2 protein-coding genes, 1 tRNA gene and 1 pseudogene are annotated in these 2,944 nt (G+C 66.0%); 2 read left to right on the forward strand and 2 right to left on the reverse strand.

Translation table 11 applies throughout. From position 1 onward, the window contains the following. Positions 1-1,212 (reverse strand): histidine--tRNA ligase (gene hisS, locus KAY22_RS27200; RefSeq protein WP_296626161.1); only part of this gene is annotated, 1,212 nt, incomplete at its 3' end. A gap of 157 nt (positions 1,213-1,369) precedes the next feature. Here hisS and ppa point away from each other — a divergent pair. Both ppa and KAY22_RS27210 read left to right on the forward strand, forming a co-directional pair. Next, positions 1,370-1,909, forward strand: a complete 540-nt coding sequence (ppa, locus tag KAY22_RS27205) for an inorganic diphosphatase (protein ID WP_296626162.1) — start codon at positions 1,370-1,372, stop codon at positions 1,907-1,909. Positions 1,910-2,191: 282 nt separating this feature from the next. Further along, positions 2,192-2,268: transfer RNA gene (locus KAY22_RS27210), tRNA-Pro, on the forward strand. Positions 2,269-2,641: 373 nt separating this feature from the next. Here KAY22_RS27210 and KAY22_RS27215 read toward each other — a convergent pair. Next, a pseudogene (locus KAY22_RS27215) lies at positions 2,642-2,944 on the reverse strand (shikimate dehydrogenase); the annotation flags it as partial.

Raw genomic sequence — 2,944 nt, forward strand, 5'->3', positions numbered from 1 at the left:
AACAGGCCGCTGGCTCTGCGCGCCCATATCCTTGAGCGACACCTCGCCCCGCGCGACCTCGTCATCGCCGATGATCACGGCATAGCGCGCGCCGGCCGCATCGGCCTTCTGCATCCGCCGCTTCATATTGCCCTTATAGGCCATGTCGGCCGCCAGCCCGGCCCGGCGCAGGTCGGCGAGCACCTGGCCCGCCAGCGCCTGCGCCGCCTCGCCCATCGGGACGACCGCGACGTCGATCCGCTCCGCCGCCGGCTCCTCGATCAGCATCGCCAGCCGCTCGATACCCGCCGCCCAGCCGACCGCCGGGGTCGGCGAACCACCGAGCGCTTCGATCAACCCATCATAGCGCCCGCCACCGAGCACGGTGCCCTGCGCGCCGAGGCGATCGGTGACGAACTCGAACGCGGTGTGGCGATAATAATCGAGCCCGCGCACCAGCCGCGCATTGCGCGTCCAGGCGACGCCCGCCGCCTCCAGCCCGCGCGTGACCGCCTCGAAGAAGCTGCCCGCCTCGGCCGACAGAAAGGCATCTATCTCGGGTGCGGCATCGGCGATCGGACGATCGCGCGGATCCTTGCTGTCGAGGATACGCAGCGGATTCTTGGCCAGCCGGTCGAGGCTGTCCTCGCTGAGCTCGCCCCGATGCTTTTCGAAATGGGCGATCAGCGCCGCGCGCCAGGCATCGCGCGTCTCGCCATCGCCCAGCGTGTTGAGCGTCAGCGTGACCCCATCGGCGACGCCGAGCTCGCGCAGCAACTGGTCGGCGAGGCAGAGCAGCTCGACATCGGCCTGCGGCTCGCCCGCGCCGAGGATCTCGGCGTCGAGCTGGTGAAACTGGCGATAGCGCCCCTTCTGCGGCCGCTCATAGCGGAACAGCGGGCCATGGGTGGCGACCTTGAGCGGCGCATATTGCTGCCAGCCCTCGGTCAGATAGGCTCGGCAGATGCCCGCAGTGAACTCGGGCCGCAGCGTCACCGAATCGCCGCCGCGGTCCTCGAAGCTGTACATTTCCTTGGAAACGACGTCGGTGGTCTCGCCGAGCGAGCGCGCGAAAACGGCGGTCGGCTCGAACACCGGAACCTCGACCCGGCCGAAGCCGTAGAGGCGACGCACCCGGTCGAAGGTCTCGACCACATGGCTGAAGCGCCGTGCCTGTTCGCCCAGCATGTCCTGCGTGCCCCGGATCGGGCGCGGTGTTTCGATCCTGCTCATGCCGCGCCCTTATCGCCACATCGCCCGGCGTGGAAGCGCTTTGCGCGAGCGGTACGCGCGGGATCCCGCCCGCCCGTGCACGCGACATGCGCCGAAAACCGGGAACGTAGCGGTGAATCGGCTTGGAATCCGATGCGGTGCAGCATAAAGGCGCGCCATGAACATCGACCTCATCCCCGTGGGCGACGATCCGCCCAACAGCCTCAACGTCATCATCGAAGTGCCGGTGGGTGGCGAGCCCGTGAAGTACGAGTTCGACAAGAAGTCGGGCGCGCTCTTCGTGGATCGCATCCTGCACACGCCGATGCGTTATCCCGCCAATTACGGCTTCGTGCCGCACACGCTCTCGCCCGATGGCGATCCGCTCGACGCGCTCGTCGTCGCGCGCTCCCCCTTCGTGCCGGGCTGCGTCGTCCGCGTCCGCCCGATCGCCGTGCTGAAGCTCGAGGACGAGGCTGGCGGCGACGAGAAGCTGCTGACCGTCCCGGTCGACGGAACCTTCCCTTATTATTCGAAGGTCGGCGAGAAAGACGATCTCCCCGAGATCGTGATGCAGCAGATCGAGCATTTCTTCACCCACTATAAGGATCTCGAAGCCAAGAAGTGGGTGCGCATCGGCACCTGGGGCGACGCCGACGAAGCGCGTCGTATCGTCGTAGAGGCGATCGAGGCCGCGAAGAACGCCAAGGCCGCCTGACGGCTTCGGCCTCAGATCCGAGATAGGACGGGCCGGTCGGGCCGGCGTCGCGGAACCGGGCACCCCGCCCGTCCCGACGCCGACCCGGCCGGCCTTTTCCTTTGGAGCGAGGCGGATAGAGACACTGGCCGCCCCGTCGCGCGCCTCAGAATCGCGTATGGATGCGACAATCTGAAAAAGTCGCGATTACCCGCTTGCAAGGAATCGGACCGCCCCCTATAGGCGCCCCACTTGGCTCAATCCGGTCGGCTCCCGAGGCCTAAAAAACGACCGGATCTCCGTCGGGGAGTAGCTCAGCCTGGTAGAGCACTGTCTTCGGGAGGCAGGGGCCGGAGGTTCGAATCCTCTCTCCCCGACCATTTTCGTTTAGGTACATCTTACAGATTCAGGAATTGCCTTACCGTCCAGGGAACTGCTGCGGTCGTAGCGATCTCAGGGTCGAGTGTATCACATTGAAATGAGACGTGGCGCGAACCCGGAAGAGAACTGCCATCGCAACACGGAGCGGACACCGGCCTCACCCAGGTTTGAAGCCCGGGGGCCGGTGCCGCCGAATATCGTAACTCCCGCCGGTTCGCAGATCAACTTCGACACAGAAAGTAGTCATCCTTCCGGCTAGGATGCCCACGACGTTGATTGATACCTAACCGAGGTTTTCTCACGCAGACATCTCAGTGTCAGCTGCTCTTGGCGCCGGCCATATCATAACTGGTAGGGCCCTCACTCCTGGCCTTAGAACCGCTCTCCCACCAGCGCTTCGCTCTTGTCCCACAGCAGCTTCGCGCGCGCGGCGTCGAGGGCGTAGGGGCGGACGCCGAAGCCGACGCTCTGCGTCTCTACCGTCTCGGCGACATGGCAGTCTTCCAGATAGCGGCCGCCGATCTCGGCGGGGTCGGCGAGGGTTGCGGCCCAGACCGATGTTGCAGCACCCTGGGGCACCGACTTGAACGCGAAGCCCTGGCCGCTCGCCTGCATCTGCGCGATGGCGGCCGTCAGCGTCGCCTGCGCTTCCTCGCTCATATAGCGGCCGAGTTC

The sequence above is a fragment of the Rhizorhabdus sp. genome (assembly GCF_018006725.1).
Taxonomy (GTDB): domain Bacteria; phylum Pseudomonadota; class Alphaproteobacteria; order Sphingomonadales; family Sphingomonadaceae; genus Rhizorhabdus.

What these genes read in the sequence shown, in the direction of transcription:
- ppa (WP_296626162.1), top strand. Translation starts at nt 1,370, where the DNA reads ATGAACATCGACCTCATCCCCGTGGGCGACGATCCGCCCAACAGCCTC.